The sequence below is a fragment of the Pseudomonas sp. GW821-FHT09D08 genome, assembly GCF_059416305.1.
In genome coordinates this window covers 51,328-64,598 of the sequence record NZ_JBWKOX010000004.1, presented here as the reverse complement: position 1 = coordinate 64,598, position 13,271 = coordinate 51,328, and the positions used below count along the sequence as shown (strand labels likewise).

Below are 13,271 nucleotides of genomic sequence, written 5' to 3'. Positions count from 1 at the left end.
AACATCGCGCCTCGATACTGTATATAAAAACAGTATCGAGGCGCTTTCATGTCTATTCCGCTGCCGCCCCGTGGTCGGGGCACGGCCACCAACCTGCACAACCGCTTTGCGCCCACCGTCAGCGTGGCCGAGGACGACGGCTGGTACCAGGAAGTGCCGCCGACCCAGGGCACCGAAGTGCGCATCGAAACGGCCAAGACCATCATCACCCGCAACAACTCGCCGGACCTGCCGTTCGACCGCTCCATCAACCCTTACCGTGGCTGCGAGCATGGCTGCATTTATTGCTATGCACGGCCCAGCCATGCCTACTGGGATATGTCGCCGGGGCTGGATTTCGAAACCAGGCTGATCGCCAAGAGCAATGCGGCCGACGTGCTGGAACAGCAGCTGTCGAAGCCGGGCTATGTGTGTGCGCCGATCAACCTGGGTTCCAACACCGACCCGTACCAGCCTATCGAGCGCGAGTACAGGATCACCCGGCAAACCCTCGAGGTGCTGCTGCGTTATCGGCACCCGGTCACCATCATTACCAAGGGCTCGTTGATCCTGCGCGACCTGGACCTGCTGGCGGAGCTGGCCAGGAAACGCCTTGTGGCGGTGATGATCAGCCTCACCAGCCTGGATGATGAGCTCAAGCGCATCCTGGAGCCGCGCACCGCCGCGCCCAAGGCGCGGTTGCGGGCCATACGGGTGATGCGCGGGGCGGGCATCCCGGTGGGCGTGCTGTGCTCGCCGATGATCCCGATGATCAACGACAGCGAGTTGGAAAGCCTGCTCACCGAAGCCCATGCCGCCGGTGCGCAGAGTGCGGCGTACATGATGTTGCGCCTGCCGCTGGAGGTGGCGCCGCTGTTCGAGGAGTGGCTGGCGGCGCATTACCCGCAGCGTGCGGCCCATGTCATGAGCCTGGTGCGCCAGGTGCGCGGTGGTGAGGTCTACGACAGTCGGTTCGGCGTCCGCATGCGGGGCGAGGGGCCGTTCGCCGACCTGCTGGCCCAGCGCTTCAGCAAGGCGATCAAACGCCTGGGGCTCGATCGCAGAGAAGGCTTCAATCTGGATTGCACGGCGTTCTGTCCACCGGGCAGACAGATGGCATTGTTGTAAACTGAAAAGGCAGAATGCACCGTTCCTGTAGGAATAGTCGCGTTTTGATATCACTGAAACCCGCGATCTAGAGCGGTTCATTCAGTTTGAGTTAAGTTTCGGTGGTTACCTTGTTCAGCGAGTGACTGATGAGTCGGCAGCCTGGATTGTGGCTTTTACAACTATTTCACTGGCCTGGCGTCGAACTGACCTGAAAACTCCCCTGCATTAATCAAGAGGATGAATCATGAGTGACAAGGATAAACAGCCGTTGGCTGCGTCGGCTTCAGCCCCTCAGGTGGCAGAGTCTGCCGATGCAGCGCTAAAACATATCGTTGACGGCTTTTTGCATTTCCATCACGACGTCTTCCCTCAGCAGGAAGAACTCTTCAAGAAACTCGCCACGGCCCAGAGCCCACGGGCGATGTTCATTACCTGCGCCGACTCGCGCATCGTGCCTGAGCTGATTACCCAAAGCTCTCCCGGCGACCTGTTCGTGACCCGCAACGTCGGTAACGTCGTGCCGCCTTATGGGCAGATGAACGGCGGTGTCTCCACTGCCATCGAGTACGCGGTACTGGCCCTGGGTGTGCAGCACATCATCGTGTGCGGGCACTCCGATTGTGGCGCCATGCGCGCGGTCCTCAACCCCGCCAGCCTGGAGAAGATGCCAACGGTAAGGGCCTGGCTGCGGCATGCCGAAGTCGCCAAGTCCATGGTCGAGGACAACTGCGACTGTGCTAACGAAGGCGAGAGCATGAAAGTGCTCACCGAAGAAAACGTCATCGCCCAACTGCAGCATTTGCGTACCCATCCTTCGGTGGCGTCGCGCATGGCCAATGGTCAGCTGTTTATTCACGGCTGGATCTACAACATCGAGACCAGTGAAATTCGAGCCTACGATGCTGATCAGTCGGCATTCCGACCGTTGAGCGGCGAAGGGCCGATTCCTTCCGCGACGCCTAAAGCGCGCTTCTAAAACACTTCCCTGCCGGGTAAAGCGGTGGCTGCCATGGATGCAGCCAGGCTTTGCCGCGCCCGGCGAATACCTCGGGAGAGCCATCATGCGTGCTGCTCAATTGAAAGCTGTATTGCCACGGGAGCTGCTCGCCTCCGTGGTTGTGTTTCTGGTCGCCCTGCCCCTTTGCATGGGGATCGCCATCGCGTCCGGCATGCCGCCGGCCAAGGGCCTCATCACCGGGATTATCGGTGGCCTGGTGGTGGGCTGGTTGGCGGGTTCGCCGCTGCAGGTCAGCGGCCCGGCAGCGGGTCTGGCAGTCTTGGTGTTCGAGCTGGTGCGCCAGCATGGGATGCTGATGCTCGGGCCGATCCTGCTGCTGGCCGGCTTCTTGCAGCTGGTGGCCGGGCGCCTGCGCTTGGGTTGCTGGTTCCGCGTCACGGCGCCGGCGGTGGTGTACGGGATGCTGGCGGGGATCGGCGTATTGATTGTGCTATCGCAGATCCATGTGATGCTCGACGGTGCGCCCAAGCCCTCAGGGCTGGATAACCTGGCGGGCTTCCCCGCCGCGCTGGCGGAGGCGATTCCTACCTTGGGTGGCGGCCTGGGTTGGCAGGCCGGATTGCTCGGGTTGTCGACGATGCTGGTGATGTACCTGTGGGATAAATTCCGTCCGCAAACCCTGCGTTTCGTGCCGGGAGCCCTGTTGGGCGTGGGCCTGGCAACGGTGGCCAGCCTGGTGCTGGCGTTGCAGGTCAAGCGTGTGGAAGTCCCGGAGAATCTCGCCGACGCCATCGATTGGCTGCGTCCCAGCGACCTGTTGAACCTGGCTGACCCTCAGTTGTTGATCGCTGCGTTTGCGGTGGCGTTTATCGCCAGTGCCGAAACCCTGCTCTCTGCGGCAGCGGTCGACCGCATGCACAGCGGCCAGCGTTCCGATTTCGATAAGGAATTGTCCGCCCAAGGCGTGGGCAACATGCTGTGCGGCCTGGTCGGTGCCCTGCCGATGACCGGTGTGATCGTGCGCAGCTCGGCCAACGTGCAGGCCGGTGCCACCACGCGGTTGTCAGCGATGTTCCATGGCGTATGGCTGTTGGGGTTCGTACTGTTGCTGTCGAGCGTGCTGCAAAGCATTCCTGTGGCAAGCCTGGCGGGTGTGTTGGTGTACACCGGGATCAAGCTGGTGGACATCAAGGCCTTCAAGGCCCTCGGTCGTTATGGGCGTATGCCGATGTTTACCTACGCGGCCACCGCGTTGGCGATCATTTTCACCGACCTGCTGACCGGTGTGCTGGTGGGCTTCGGGCTCACACTGGTTAAGCTGGCGCTCAAGGCCTCGCGTCTGAAAGTCAGTCTGATCGACCTGCCCCCGGAGGGGGAAATGGAGCTGCGTTTGACTGGTGCGGCGACTTTCCTGAAAGTGCCGGCGTTGACCCGGGTGCTGGCGACGGTGCCTCCGGGCACGACTGTGCACGTACCGCTGAGTAACCTGAGTTATATCGACCATTCCTGCCTGGAGTTGCTGGAGGAATGGGGCCGGGCGAATGCGGCCAAGGGCTCGAGGCTGGTGATCGAGGCGCGTGGGTTGAAGCGCAGGCTCGAAGGCCGGGTCAGGATGACGACAGGGATCGGCTCGGCGCCCTCAATCGGCTGACGGAACCGGATCAAAATGTGGGAGGGGGCTTGCCCCCTCCCACATTTGTTCTGTGTCTAATTTAAGATTTAAGCTGGCTGATCCAGCTCCAGCTCAACCCCCAGCTGGCGGGACAGGCACGGCCAGCGTTTCCACGCGGCTTCCGTTGCCGGGCTTTTCAGCTGTTCGCGATATGCTTCGACAGACTCCAGTGCAAAGCTGTCTTCGTTGAGCATTTCATCCACCGCATGATGAACGGCTTCATCCAGCTGGTTGGCGAATGCTTCGCCGATCAACTGATGGGCAATCACGTTGGCCACGGTGGTATCTGTCGGAATCAGTGGCTGGCCGAAGTGTTTGATGTACAAATCGTTGACCTCTTCCACCAGGCGATGGGCCAGGTAAGCCTCGTCCAGCAGACCGTCGAGCCCTTCATGGCCGGCCAGGATCGCGGGGGGTTGCAGGAAGAAATGCTCGGCGATTTTCAGCACTGGCTTGATCTGGCTTTCGATGCCGGCCTCGCGGGCCACGTCGTTGGCGGCGTCCAGCAGGTCCGGCACGAGATCGATGTAGGCTGTGACGAAACGGGTCATGACAATGTTGCGATCGCCATCAGCCAGGGAAATGGCCGAATGCAGGTGTGGCAATTGCTCTTCCAGCTGCTTGGCCAACTGGCCAGTGCTGGATTCGTGTTGATGGGCACGGGAAATCTGCTCGCGCAATGCGGCGGTGTTCATGAAGGCTCCAGTGAAGCAGGCGTAGGAATAGGGACAGCATAAGGTAGCTCGTTTATACGAGCGCCTAAGACGCATTTGTCATAATTATTTCATGGTTATGCACAGGCGTTATATCGAATTGCCATCGTTCGTCGGATAAACGATTCCGCACCCGGTTTTATTAGGCCTGGCCACTCATTTTTGCTCATTTGCCCCTACACATTGCGGGGTTGCAGGGCGTGTCTATACTCGGGTTTGTACGCGATTAGCTGATGACGCCAGACTGCATAAGCAGGTAAGGCTAAGCGGTTGTAAGCAGTATGGAAGCCGCTCCCTTCGACGCAGGTGCAAACCGGCGGGATAACAAGAACGATAAGGGGAACCCGCAATGACGCGACATCCACATGTTTGGATGGGCCTCCTGTTGTGGTCAGTATTCGGCCAGGCGCACGCCGCCTGGACAACGAATATGGCGCCAGGGGCAACTGAAGTCAGTCACGCTGTGTTCGACCTGCACATGACCATTTTCTGGATCTGTGTAGTGATCGGCATTGTCGTTTTTGGCGCAATGTTCTGGTCGATGATCCTTCATCGCCGCTCTACGGGCCAGGTCGCGGCCAAATTCCACGAAAGCACCACCGTGGAAATCCTCTGGACCGTGGTGCCCTTGCTGATCCTGGTCGCGATGGCCATTCCGGCGACCAAGACCTTGATCAATATCTACGACAGTACCGAGTCGGATATCGATATCCAGGTTACCGGCTATCAGTGGAAGTGGCATTACAAATACCTGGGCCAGGACGTGGAGTTCTTCAGCAACCTGGCCACGCCCGCCGAGCAGATCCGTAACCAGGCCACCAAAGGCGAACATTACCTGCTGGAAGTCGACCAGCCGCTGGTGCTGCCGGTGGGCGCCAAGGTGCGCTTCCTGGTGACCGCCGCCGACGTGATCCACTCCTGGTGGGTGCCGGCCTTTGCGGTCAAGCGTGACGCCATCCCGGGGTTCGTCAACGAGGCCTGGACCCGCGTCGAGAAGCCCGGCATCTACCGTGGCCAGTGCGCCGAACTGTGTGGCAAGGACCACGGTTTCATGCCCATCGTGGTCGAGGTCAAGTCCAAGGCCGACTACGACACCTGGCTCGGCGAGCGCAAGGCGGAGGCCGCCAAGCTCAAGGAGCTGACCTCCAAGGAGTGGACGTTGGAAGAGCTGGTGGCCCGCGGCGACAAGGTCTACCACACCACCTGCGTGGCCTGTCACCAGGCCGAAGGCCAGGGCCTGCCGCCGATGTTCCCGGCCCTCAAGGGTTCGAAAATCGCCACCGGGCCCAAGGAAGGTCACCTGAGCCTCGTCTACCACGGCAAGCCCGGTACGGCGATGGCCGCATTCGGCAAGCAGCTCTCGGAAGTGGATATCGCCGCCGTGGTGACCTACGAGCGCAACGCCTGGGGTAACAACAAGGGCGACATGGTCACGCCTAAAGACGTGCTGGCCATCAAGCAGGCGGAAAGCAAATGACTTCATTCATTGCGTATACCCCGAACCGCCCCGCCCACTCGCTTGCAGGAGAACGGCCATGAGCGCTGTGATCGATGACCATGGGCACGCCGGTGACCATGCCCACGGCCCCGCCAAGGGTTTGATGCGCTGGGTGCTGACCACCAACCATAAGGACATCGGCACGATGTACCTGTGGTTCGCGTTCACCATGTTCCTGCTCGGCGGCTCGTTCGCCATGGTGATCCGTGCCGAGCTGTTCCAGCCTGGCCTGCAGATCGTCGAGCCGGCTTTTTTCAACCAGATGACCACCATGCACGGCCTGATCATGGTGTTCGGTGCGGTAATGCCGGCGTTTGTCGGCCTGGCCAACTGGATGATTCCGCTGATGATCGGCGCGCCGGACATGGCCTTGCCGCGCATGAACAACTTCAGCTTCTGGCTGCTGCCGGCGGCGTTCCTGCTGCTGGTCTCGACCCTGTTCACGCCCGGTGGCGGGCCGAATTTCGGCTGGACGTTCTACGCCCCGCTCTCCACCACCTACGCGCCGGAAAGCGTGACGTTCTTCATCTTCGCCATCCACTTGATGGGCATCAGCTCGATCATGGGTGCGATCAACGTGGTTGCCACCATCCTCAACCTGCGTGCGCCCGGCATGACCTTGATGAAAATGCCGCTGTTCGTCTGGACCTGGCTGATCACCGCCTTCCTGCTGATCGCGGTGATGCCGGTGCTGGCCGGCTGCGTGACCATGATGCTGATGGACATCCACTTCGGCACCAGCTTCTTCAGTGCGGCCGGTGGCGGTGATCCGGTGCTGTTCCAGCATGTGTTCTGGTTCTTCGGCCACCCCGAGGTGTACATCATGATCCTGCCGGCGTTTGGCGCCGTCAGTTCGATTATCCCGACCTTCTCGCGCAAGCCATTGTTCGGCTACACGTCGATGGTCTACGCCACGGCGAGCATCGCGTTCCTCTCGTTTATCGTGTGGGCGCACCATATGTTCGTGGTGGGCATTCCATTGGTCGGCGAGTTGTTCTTCATGTACGCCACGTTGCTGATTGCGGTGCCCACCGGTGTGAAGGTGTTCAACTGGGTCAGCACCATGTGGCAAGGCTCGCTGACCTTCGAGACGCCGATGCTGTTTGCCGTGGCGTTCGTGATCCTGTTCACCATCGGCGGTTTCTCCGGATTGATGCTGGCGATTGCCCCGGCGGACTTCCAGTACCACGACACCTACTTTGTGGTGGCGCACTTCCATTACGTACTGGTGCCTGGTGCGATCTTCGGCATCTTCGCCTCGGCCTACTACTGGCTGCCGAAATGGACCGGCCACATGTACGACGAAACCCTGGGCAAGCTGCATTTCTGGCTGTCTTTCGTGGGCATGAACATGGCGTTCTTCCCGATGCACTTCGTGGGGCTGGCCGGCATGCCGCGTCGGGTGCCGGACTACAACCTGCAGTTCGCCGACTTCAATATGGTCTCGTCGATTGGCGCGTTCATGTTTGGCGCCACGCAGATCTTCTTCCTGTTTATCGTGATCAAGTGCATCCGTGGCGGCCCGCCCGCGCCGGCCAAGCCGTGGGATGGTGCCGAAGGCCTGGAGTGGAGCGTGCCCTCGCCCGCGCCGTACCACACCTTCACCACACCACCGGAGGTCAAATGAACAGGGTGAGCGGAGGTGGCCATGGCTGACTCCGTGCCCCTCAAGCGCCTGGTTACCCGCCTGCTGATCCTGGTGGTGGCGATGTTCGCCTTCGGCTTTGCCCTGGTGCCGATCTACGACGTGATGTGCAAGGCATTCGGCATCAACGGCAAGACGGCCGGGCAGTACGAAGGCGAACAGGTCGTCGACCTCACGCGCCAGGTACGGGTGCAGTTCCTGTCCACCAATGCCATCGACATGGTCTGGGAGTTTCATTCCAAGGCTGACGAGGTGGTGGTCAACCCCGGTGCCGTCACCGAGATGCTGTTCGTGGCCTACAACCCCACTGACAAGCCGATGACCGCCCAGGCGGTGCCGAGCATTTCCCCCGCCGAAGCGGCGATGTACTTCCACAAGACCGAATGCTTTTGCTTCACCCAGCAAGTGCTCCAGCCAGGCCAGCGCATCGAGATGCCGGTGCGTTTTATTGTCGACCGCGACATGCCCAAGGATGTGAAGCATTTGACCCTGGCGTACACGCTGTTTGATATCACTGCGCGCCAACCGCCCGTGGCTGTCCGTACCGGCGGCTAGCTACTGTTTGCCCGCTCAATCAGGAGAGCGAATACATGTCGACTCATGATACGTACTACGTACCAGCGCAAAGCAAATGGCCGATAATTGCCACGATTGGCATGCTGGTCACCGTGTATGGCCTGGCCGTGTGGTTCAACGACCTGAAGGCGGCACGCCCGGAATCCCACGGGCCGTGGATCTTTTTCGTCGGAGGGCTGTTGCTGGCCTACATGCTGTTTGGCTGGTTCGGTGCAGTGATCAAGGAAAGCCGCGCCGGTTTGTACAGCGCCCAGATGGACCGCTCGTTTCGCTGGGGCATGACCTGGTTCATTTTTTCCGAGGTGATGTTCTTTATCGCGTTCTTCGGTGCGCTGTTCTACGTGCGCCACCTGTCCGGTCCCGCGTTGGCCGGCGAAGGCCCCAAAGGCATTGCGCACATGCTGTGGCCGAACTTCGAGTTTGCCTGGCCGTTGCTCAACAACCCGGACCCGAAACTTTATCCCGCGCCGGAGGGCACCATCAGCCCGTGGGGCTTGCCGTTGGTCAACACCATCCTGCTGGTGAGTTCCAGCGTGACCATCACCATTGCCCACCACGCCTTGCGCAAGGGGCATCGCGGCGCGCTGAAGATCTGGCTGGCGATCACCGTCTTGCTGGGCCTGGCATTCCTCGGGTTCCAGGCCGAGGAATACATCCATGCCTATAAAGAACTGGGCCTGACCTTGGGTTCGGGGGTGTACGGCGCGACGTTCTTTATGCTCACGGGTTTTCACGGTGCTCACGTGACCATCGGCACCATCATTTTGTTTGTGATGTTGATGCGCATCCTGCGCGGGCATTTCAATGCCGAGCATCAGTTCGGTTTCGAGGCGGCCAGTTGGTATTGGCACTTCGTGGATGTGGTGTGGATCGGGCTGTTTTTCTTCGTCTATGTGCTGTGAGGCGACTTACCAGGGCGCATGAGATACCAACTGGCCGCTGAAAAATCCCCAGGCGATCAATGCCACGGTGATCACGGCCAGTACCACACGCACGGTCAAGGCCGTGACGAGGCGGTTGGAGTTGCCCTCGTCCTTGACCAGGAAGAACAGGCCACTGAACAGGCTCACGACGGTCGCGATCAGCATCAGGGCAATGGCTGCTTTGAGCATGGTCTGGTTCCTGACGTTGGTGGGCATCAAGGGGATGGGCGGGCAATGAAAACAAGTATAGCCAGCGCCATGAAACGCTTTCGTCCAGGTATCGCACCAACCGTGGTGGTGATGATTCTGCTGCCTTTGATGGTGGGCCTGGGCGTCTGGCAGCTGTCGCGCGGCCATGAGAAGCAGTTGCTGGTGGACAGCTATGCCGAACGCCGCGCCGCTGAGCCGATCAGCAGTGTGCAACTCGGGGATATGGCGGACCCGGCCTTTCGCCGCGTGCATCTGCGCGGCCAGTTCGATGCCGAGCACAGCGTATTGCTGGATAACCGCATGCGCGACGGCAGGGCGGGTGTCGAGCTGTTGCAACCTTTTCATGACCAGGCCAGCGGCCTGTGGCTATTGCTCAATCGGGGCTGGTTGCCGTGGCCGGATCGGCGCACCCCGCCCGTCTTCACTACTCCGGCTCAGCCTTTGAATCTCGACGCCTGGGTGTATGTCGCGTCCGGCGAAACCTTCCAGCTGCATGCGGACCCTGCCACTGCGCAATGGCCGCGCCTGTTGACCGCGTTGCACCCCGCCGCGCTGTGGGCTGAGCTGGGTCGCAACGGTTTTGCCTATGAACTGCGCACCGAAGCCGGCCCCGACACGTACGAAACCACCTGGCCCATCGTTGCGATGGGGCCGGAAAAACACCTGGCCTACGCGGTGCAGTGGTTCGCCATGTCCCTGGCGCTACTGGCTCTTTACCTCTACCTCGGATGGCACACCACAAAGGAGAAGCCCCATGGGAACGGCCACGAATCCACTCAACATGTCTGAGGTACCTGATCGGCGCAAAGGCCGCTGGCAGCTGATGCTGATCCTGCTGATGGTGATCGGTCCGATGGTGCTGGCCACCTTCATGTACAAACTGCAGTTCTGGGTGCCGGACAGTCGCAGCTACCACGGAGAAATGATCGGTAACGGTCAGACCCGCGCCGATATTGGCGTGCAGGCCGATGAGCAGCGCTGGCAGTTGCTGGTCACCGCGCCTGGCGCCTGCGCCGCCGATTGCCAGCAACTGGTGTACCTCGCGCGCCAGTTGCAGATCGGCCTGGGGCGCGACGCTTCACGCGCCAGCCATGCCTTGGCCAGTGCGCAACCGGTCGCTGCCGACTATGACACCAAGCTCAAGGCCGAATACCCGCAATTGCAGCGCTACTCACTGGACCTCTCGACCTTCACCAAAAACGCCGCCGCGCCAGGCGCTGCGCAACTGTGGATCGTCGACCCCCACGGCAACCTGGTGCTGCGCTACGACGCCAAGGTCAAGGGCAAGGACTTGCTCAATGACCTGCGCCACCTGTTGAAACTGTCGAACATCGGATAAGGGCATCGTCATGGCCAAACCTGGATTTCGCCTCGCGTTGTTTGCCACTCTGCTGGCGTTGATCGTCGTGCTGCTTGGCGCCTACACCCGCCTGACCCACGCCGGCCTCGGTTGCCCGGACTGGCCGGGCTGCTACGGCTTTATCAGCGTGCCGCAAAGCGAGGCCCAGCTGGCCCATGCCGAATTGCATTTTCCCGATACGCCGGTGGAGGCTGACAAGGGCTGGGCCGAGATGACCCATCGCTACTTCGCCGGCACCCTGGGCCTGTTGATTGTGCTGTTGGCGGCGCGTTCGTGGAGCCATCGGCGTGATCCGGGCCAGCCAGTGAAACTGCCGTTGTTTCTGTTGATGGTGGTGTTCGCCCAGGCCGCGTTTGGCATGTGGACGGTGACCTTGAAGCTGTGGCCCCAGGTGGTGACGGGGCATTTGTTGGGCGGTTTTGCGACCTTGAGCCTGCTGTTTCTGCTGACCCTGCGCTTGTCTGGGGTGTTGCCCGCGTTGATCGTGCCCAGGCGCCTGCAATATTGGGCCACGGCCGGCCTGGTGCTGGTGATCGGCCAGATCGCCTTGGGCGGCTGGGTCAGTTCCAACTACGCGGCGGTGGCCTGTATCGATTTACCCACCTGCCACGGCCAGTGGTGGCCTGCGGCGGACTTCGCCAACGGCTTTCACCTGACCCAGCACATCGGCCCCAATTACCTTGGCGGCCAGCTCGACAGCGACGCGCGTACCGCCATCCACCTGACCCACCGCATCGGTGCGGTGCTGGTCACCCTGGTGCTTGCGGGGCTGGCCTGGCAGCTGCGTGCGGTGGGTATGACGCGGCTCGCGGGCCTGCTGTTGATTGCCCTGGCGGCACAAATCAGCCTGGGCCTGAGCAACGTGTATTTCCACCTGCCGTTGCCGGTTGCGGTCGGCCATAACGCCGGCGGTGCGGCGCTGTTATTGACCCTGGTGCTGGTCAATTACCACGCCCGCACCAGTCTGGTCCGGGTGCGTCACCAGTCGCCCTTCGGTTGGCGCTTCAGCCCGCGCAAACACGTATCGGGCCTCATCACCCTTAAAGGAGAGATGCCATGGCGACCTTGATCGGCGTGCGCCACAGCCAGGCGATCTGGCGCGATTACCTGGAGCTGACCAAACCGAAAGTGGTGGTGCTGATGCTCATCACCTCCCTGGTCGGCATGTTCCTCGCGACCCGCGCCGGCGTGCCGTGGGCGGTGCTGATTTTCGGCAACCTGGGGATAGCCCTGTGTGCCGGTGGCGCGGCGGCGGTGAACCATGTGGTGGACCGGCGGATTGATGCAGTGATGGCTCGCACCCATAAGCGGCCGTTGGCGGAGGGGCGTGTGTCGCCGGTGGCGGCGCTGGCCTTTGCTTTGTTTCTAGCCGTTGCAGGATTGGCCTTGTTGCTGGCGTTCACCAATCCCCTGGCGGCATGGCTGACGCTGGCTTCGCTGCTCGGTTACGCGGTGGTCTACACCGGTTTTCTCAAGCGTGCGACGCCACAAAATATTGTTATCGGAGGCCTGGCCGGTGCCGCGCCACCGCTGTTGGGTTGGGTCGCTGTCACCGGCCACGTCAGCGCCGAGCCCTTGTTGCTGGTGCTGATCATCTTCGCCTGGACGCCGCCGCACTTCTGGGCCCTGGCCATTCACCGCAAGGAGGAATACGCCAAGGCCGATATCCCGATGCTGCCTGTCACTCACGGCGAGCACTACACCAAGGTGCATATCCTGCTCTATACCTTCGCCCTGTTGGCGGTGAGCCTGATGCCCTATGTGATCCACATGAGCGGCCCGCTCTACCTGGCCTGTGCGCTGGTTTTGGGCGGACGCTTTCTGCAATGGGCCTGGGTGCTGTACCGTGGCGCTCAGCCGCACGCGGCGATCAACACCTTCAAGTACTCTATCTGGTACCTGTTCCTGCTGTTTATCGCCCTGCTCGTAGACCACTACTTACTGTTGAACCTATGACTCGAACTCAAAAAACCGTCTTTATCCTGGTGGCCATCGTCGCGTTGATCATGGGCCTGACCGTTAACAAAGTGCTCTCGGGCAAGGGCCAGGGCGACCCTACGGCATTGATTGATGCCGGTATCATCCTGCTGCCGCAAAGCCGCCAGCTGCCGTCGGTGAGCATGACCAACCAGGAAGGCCAGCCGGTGCTGGTCAACGAGTTGAAAGGCAAGTGGAGCCTGCTGTTCTTCGGCTACACCTTCTGCCCCGACATCTGCCCGACCACCCTCGCCCAACTGCGCCAGATCAAGAGCGAGTTGCCTAAGGAGGCTGTGGACAAGTTGCAGGTAATCCTGGTCAGCGTCGACCCGAACCGCGACACCCCGACCCAGCTCAAGCAGTACCTGGGCTACTTCGACCCGCAATTCCAAGGCCTCACCGGTGCGAACGTAGAGGATGTGCAGAAGGTTTCGAATGCCGTGAGCATCCCGTTCATCCCGGCAGACACCAACAAGCCCAACTACACCGTCGACCACAGCGGCAACCTCGCGCTGATCGGTCCGGATGGTACCCAGCGCGGCTTTATCCGTGCGCCGTTGAACAACCAGAAGCTGGTGGCGCAACTGCCGGGGCTGTTGCAGCGCAAGTAACAGGCAATGCACAACACATGTGGGAGGGGGCTTGCCCCG

14 protein-coding genes are annotated in these 13,271 nt (G+C 61.1%); 12 read left to right on the top strand and 2 right to left on the bottom strand.

The genetic code is table 11. The annotated features are described in order from the left end of the window. The first annotated feature begins 48 nt into the window (after positions 1-48). The 3 genes from AC07OP_RS09285 to AC07OP_RS09275 all read left to right on the top strand — a co-directional run bounded on the left by AC07OP_RS09285 (position 49) and on the right by AC07OP_RS09275 (position 3,698). Positions 49-1,107 carry a PA0069 family radical SAM protein gene (locus AC07OP_RS09285; RefSeq protein ID WP_495100746.1) on the top strand — a complete coding sequence of 353 codons (1,059 nt, stop codon included), beginning with the start codon at positions 49-51 and terminating at the stop codon, positions 1,105-1,107. Positions 1,108-1,333: 226 nt separating this feature from the next. Next, the gene (locus AC07OP_RS09280) at positions 1,334-2,065 is read left to right on the top strand and encodes a carbonic anhydrase (RefSeq protein ID WP_027608119.1); all 732 of its coding nucleotides are present in this window, start codon (positions 1,334-1,336) and stop codon (positions 2,063-2,065) included. Positions 2,066-2,150: 85 nt separating this feature from the next. Continuing rightward, on the top strand, positions 2,151-3,698 hold the full coding sequence (locus AC07OP_RS09275; protein WP_495100745.1) for a SulP family inorganic anion transporter: 1,548 nt from the start codon (positions 2,151-2,153) through the stop codon (positions 3,696-3,698). A gap of 68 nt (positions 3,699-3,766) precedes the next feature. Here AC07OP_RS09275 and AC07OP_RS09270 read toward each other — a convergent pair whose 3' ends face one another. After that, positions 3,767-4,414 carry a hypothetical protein gene (locus AC07OP_RS09270; protein ID WP_495100744.1) on the bottom strand — a complete coding sequence of 216 codons (648 nt, stop codon included), beginning with the start codon at positions 4,412-4,414 and terminating at the stop codon, positions 3,767-3,769. 367 nt (positions 4,415-4,781) lie between these two features. Between AC07OP_RS09270 and coxB the strand changes: the two genes are divergently transcribed. Genes coxB through AC07OP_RS09250 form a run of 4 tightly spaced genes read left to right on the top strand, consistent with a single transcriptional unit; the run spans position 4,782 to position 9,053 of the window. Continuing rightward, a complete protein-coding gene (coxB, locus tag AC07OP_RS09265) occupies positions 4,782-5,909 on the top strand; it encodes a cytochrome c oxidase subunit II (protein WP_141156387.1) in 1,128 nt (375 codons plus the stop codon). Positions 5,910-5,967: 58 nt separating this feature from the next. Continuing rightward, a complete protein-coding gene (ctaD, locus tag AC07OP_RS09260) occupies positions 5,968-7,557 on the top strand; it encodes a cytochrome c oxidase subunit I (RefSeq protein WP_024072609.1) in 1,590 nt (529 codons plus the stop codon). 21 nt (positions 7,558-7,578) lie between these two features. Next, positions 7,579-8,130, top strand: a complete 552-nt coding sequence (locus AC07OP_RS09255) for a cytochrome c oxidase assembly protein (protein WP_065926844.1) — start codon at positions 7,579-7,581, stop codon at positions 8,128-8,130. Between the two features lie 35 nt (positions 8,131-8,165). After that, a complete protein-coding gene (locus AC07OP_RS09250; RefSeq protein ID WP_027608047.1) occupies positions 8,166-9,053 on the top strand; it encodes a cytochrome c oxidase subunit 3 in 888 nt (295 codons plus the stop codon). Positions 9,054-9,059: 6 nt separating this feature from the next. Here the strand turns inward: AC07OP_RS09250 and AC07OP_RS09245 are convergent, their stop codons facing one another. Continuing rightward, entirely contained in the window at positions 9,060-9,263 is a 204-nt protein-coding gene (locus AC07OP_RS09245) for a twin transmembrane helix small protein (RefSeq protein WP_016978774.1), read from the bottom strand. A gap of 45 nt (positions 9,264-9,308) precedes the next feature. Here AC07OP_RS09245 and AC07OP_RS09240 point away from each other — a divergent pair, with 45 nt between their 5' ends. From AC07OP_RS09240 to AC07OP_RS09220, 5 genes are read left to right on the top strand one after another with little or no spacing between them, the layout of a single operon-like run. Further along, positions 9,309-10,073 carry an SURF1 family protein gene (locus AC07OP_RS09240; protein WP_495100743.1) on the top strand — a complete coding sequence of 255 codons (765 nt, stop codon included), beginning with the start codon at positions 9,309-9,311 and terminating at the stop codon, positions 10,071-10,073. Then, entirely contained in the window at positions 10,039-10,623 is a 585-nt protein-coding gene (locus AC07OP_RS09235; protein ID WP_065946462.1) for a PA_0111/PP_0108 family redox-active disulfide protein, read from the top strand. Before AC07OP_RS09240 ends, AC07OP_RS09235 begins: the two co-directional genes overlap by 35 nt. Positions 10,624-10,633: 10 nt before the next feature. Beyond that, complete coding sequence (locus tag AC07OP_RS09230) at positions 10,634-11,713, top strand: COX15/CtaA family protein (RefSeq protein WP_495100742.1); 1,080 nt, start codon at positions 10,634-10,636, stop codon at positions 11,711-11,713. After that, positions 11,701-12,600, top strand: a complete 900-nt coding sequence (gene cyoE / locus AC07OP_RS09225) for a heme o synthase (RefSeq protein WP_495100741.1) — start codon at positions 11,701-11,703, stop codon at positions 12,598-12,600. Before AC07OP_RS09230 ends, cyoE begins: the two co-directional genes overlap by 13 nt. After that, positions 12,597-13,232 (top strand): SCO family protein, encoded by a 636-nt coding sequence (locus AC07OP_RS09220; RefSeq protein ID WP_027608042.1) that lies wholly within the window; start codon positions 12,597-12,599, stop codon positions 13,230-13,232. The genes cyoE and AC07OP_RS09220 overlap by 4 nt, the downstream gene beginning before the upstream one ends. Positions 13,233-13,271: the final 39 nt, after the last annotated feature.

What these genes read in the sequence shown, in the direction of transcription:
- coxB (WP_141156387.1), top strand. Translation starts at nt 4,782, where the DNA reads ATGACGCGACATCCACATGTTTGGATGGGCCTCCTGTTGTGGTCAGTA.
- ctaD (WP_024072609.1), top strand. Translation starts at nt 5,968, where the DNA reads ATGAGCGCTGTGATCGATGACCATGGGCACGCCGGTGACCATGCCCAC.
- AC07OP_RS09235 (WP_065946462.1), top strand. Translation starts at nt 10,039, where the DNA reads ATGGGAACGGCCACGAATCCACTCAACATGTCTGAGGTACCTGATCGG.
- cyoE (WP_495100741.1), top strand. Translation starts at nt 11,701, where the DNA reads ATGGCGACCTTGATCGGCGTGCGCCACAGCCAGGCGATCTGGCGCGAT.
- AC07OP_RS09245 (WP_016978774.1), bottom strand. Translation starts at nt 9,263, where the DNA reads ATGCTCAAAGCAGCCATTGCCCTGATGCTGATCGCGACCGTCGTGAGC.
- AC07OP_RS09255 (WP_065926844.1), top strand. Translation starts at nt 7,579, where the DNA reads ATGGCTGACTCCGTGCCCCTCAAGCGCCTGGTTACCCGCCTGCTGATC.
- AC07OP_RS09275 (WP_495100745.1), top strand. Translation starts at nt 2,151, where the DNA reads ATGCGTGCTGCTCAATTGAAAGCTGTATTGCCACGGGAGCTGCTCGCC.
- AC07OP_RS09285 (WP_495100746.1), top strand. Translation starts at nt 49, where the DNA reads ATGTCTATTCCGCTGCCGCCCCGTGGTCGGGGCACGGCCACCAACCTG.
- AC07OP_RS09280 (WP_027608119.1), top strand. Translation starts at nt 1,334, where the DNA reads ATGAGTGACAAGGATAAACAGCCGTTGGCTGCGTCGGCTTCAGCCCCT.
- AC07OP_RS09220 (WP_027608042.1), top strand. Translation starts at nt 12,597, where the DNA reads ATGACTCGAACTCAAAAAACCGTCTTTATCCTGGTGGCCATCGTCGCG.
- AC07OP_RS09250 (WP_027608047.1), top strand. Translation starts at nt 8,166, where the DNA reads ATGTCGACTCATGATACGTACTACGTACCAGCGCAAAGCAAATGGCCG.
- AC07OP_RS09230 (WP_495100742.1), top strand. Translation starts at nt 10,634, where the DNA reads ATGGCCAAACCTGGATTTCGCCTCGCGTTGTTTGCCACTCTGCTGGCG.
- AC07OP_RS09240 (WP_495100743.1), top strand. Translation starts at nt 9,309, where the DNA reads ATGAAAACAAGTATAGCCAGCGCCATGAAACGCTTTCGTCCAGGTATC.
- AC07OP_RS09270 (WP_495100744.1), bottom strand. Translation starts at nt 4,414, where the DNA reads ATGAACACCGCCGCATTGCGCGAGCAGATTTCCCGTGCCCATCAACAC.